This is a genomic window from Streptomyces sp. W16 (genome assembly GCF_033194735.1).
Classification (GTDB): domain Bacteria; phylum Actinomycetota; class Actinomycetes; order Streptomycetales; family Streptomycetaceae; genus Streptomyces.
This window is the reverse complement of sequence record NZ_JAWOAI010000961.1, coordinates 1-1,964: the sequence shown is the minus strand read 5'-3', so window position 1 is coordinate 1,964 and position 1,964 is coordinate 1. Positions and strand designations below refer to the sequence as shown.

Annotated in this window: 1 protein-coding gene and 1 pseudogene; both read left to right on the top strand. The window is 74.8% G+C overall.

Annotated features, from left to right (window positions below; translation table 11 throughout):
* Positions 1-973, top strand: a 973-nt coding sequence (locus R6V09_RS51940) for a proteinase inhibitor I4 serpin (RefSeq protein WP_317888371.1), incomplete at its 5' end; no start/stop codon positions are given.
* Positions 974-1,075: 102 nt separating this feature from the next.
* Positions 1,076-1,964, top strand: a pseudogene (locus tag R6V09_RS51935) (haloacid dehalogenase); the annotation flags it as partial.

Sequence of the window (1,964 nt, the reverse complement as noted above, 5' to 3'; positions counted from 1 at the left end):
GGCAGCGATGGGGTCGATGCCCGGTCTGCGCTCCGCGCTCGGCCTGTGGACCAAGCGCGAGTTGGCCGCCCGCGAGGAGTGGCTGGCCGGGCTGCCGGCGGGCACGCACGGGGTGCTCACCGATGATCTCCCGGCCGGTCAGCGGGCGTTGGACGCGTGGGCGGCCGAGCGGACGGGCGGGCTGATCGAGCGGATGCCGATCGCCCTGGACGCGGACGTGGTGATGGTGCTGGCGAGCGCGCTCGCGCTGCGCACCGAATGGCCGCGCCCCTTCGAGGAGTTGGTGCTCAGCCCGGACGCCGGCCCCTGGCAGGGGCGGCGGCTGGCGGGTCTGCACCGCACCGGCGTCCGTCTCGACCGGGTCGGTGTGACGAGCGGCCCGCACGGCTACGTCACCGAGCTGAAGGTCCCCGGCGACAACGGAATCGACGTCCATCTCCTGCTCGGCGAACAGCGGATGGCCCCCGGCCAGGTGCTGGGCACGGGCGTGGCCGCCCTGGCCCGCCGGGTCGCGGTGGTGCCCAGCGGCCAACTCCCGTTCGGCGACGCGGGACCGGGCCTGCGGGTCGAGCAACAGCGGTGCGCCACACCGCGACCGCCGGAGCTGTCCGTGACGACGGTGGCGTACGACATGGGCGCGCGGCACGATCTCCTCGCCCAGCACGGCCTGTTCGGGCTCACCACGGCCATGGATGCCGACGACGGACACTTCCCCGGCATCAGCCCCGACCCGCTGGCCGTCGGTAAGGCCGAGCAGGCGGCGGTGGCACAGTTCGGCGCACTCGGCTTCCGTGCCGGAGCGGTGACCGCGATCGCGCCCCGCTACGGCGCCGGTTCCCGGCCCGACCTGCGCTGCACGACCACCGTCGTCACGGCCCGCTTCGACCGCCCCTTCGGCTTCCTCGCCGTGCACCGCGAGTCGCGGCTCGTCCTGACGGCGGGCTGGGTGACCGAGCCGACGCCGTACCAGTAGTAGGGGGCGTCAGGGTAGGGCTCGGGGTCGGGTGCGCTCCGTACGTGGTAATCACCCGCGCGCTTCCCGTCGCAGTCCCGCCGTGCACTCCATCGTCGAACGGTGACCAAGCCACCCCGTCTGCTGCTCCCGCTCCTCGCCGCTGCCCTGCTTCTCCCCCCGCCCCCGGCGTCGGCCGCGCCCCGCCCCCGCGACGACTGCGGGGCGCGCGGCTGGGCCCCTTCGGCCACCCGGATCGACCCGGCCGACACCTACCACCCGTACGTCGGCAACGGCTATCTCGGCACCCGGGTCCCGCCCGCCGGCGCGGGCTACGCGGCGTCCGGCGAGAAGACCGGCTGGCCGCTCTACACCCCGCGCTACGACGGCGCGTTCGTCTCCGGCCTCTATGCCCGGGGTCCCGCGAACACCGCCGGCCGTGAGGTCCTCGCCGCCCTCCCGACCTGGACCGGCCTCGACGTGACGGCGGGCTCCGAGACCTACGGCAGCGGCAGCCGGATCACGCGGTACCGCCAGACCCTGAACCTCCGCTGCGGCCACGTCCGTACGTCCCTCACCTGGACCACGAAGGACGGCCGCCGCACCGACCTGGTCTACGACGTCCTCACCTCCCGCGACGCCCAGCACACCGGCGCCGTGCACCTGCGCGTGACCCCGCACTGGGACGGCGAACTCACCCTCACCGACCGCCTCGACGGCCGTGGCGTCCGGCGCGTCACACAGACGGACGGCGGCCCGGTCGGCGCGCACACCATCGGCGTGGCGTTCCGCACGGACGGGACCGGGGTCGACGGCGCGCTGGCCTCGGTGCTGGACGCACCCAGCCATCGCCAACACGCCGCCCGGGACGGGAAGTTGAGCGCCAGTCAGACAGCGGTCCTGCCCGTCCGCTCGGGTCGTACCTACACCGCGACCAAGTTCGTTGGCGTCGACACCTCCCTCACCTCCCGCGATCCCCGGGCCGCCGCCCAGGACGCCGCCGGGCGGGCCG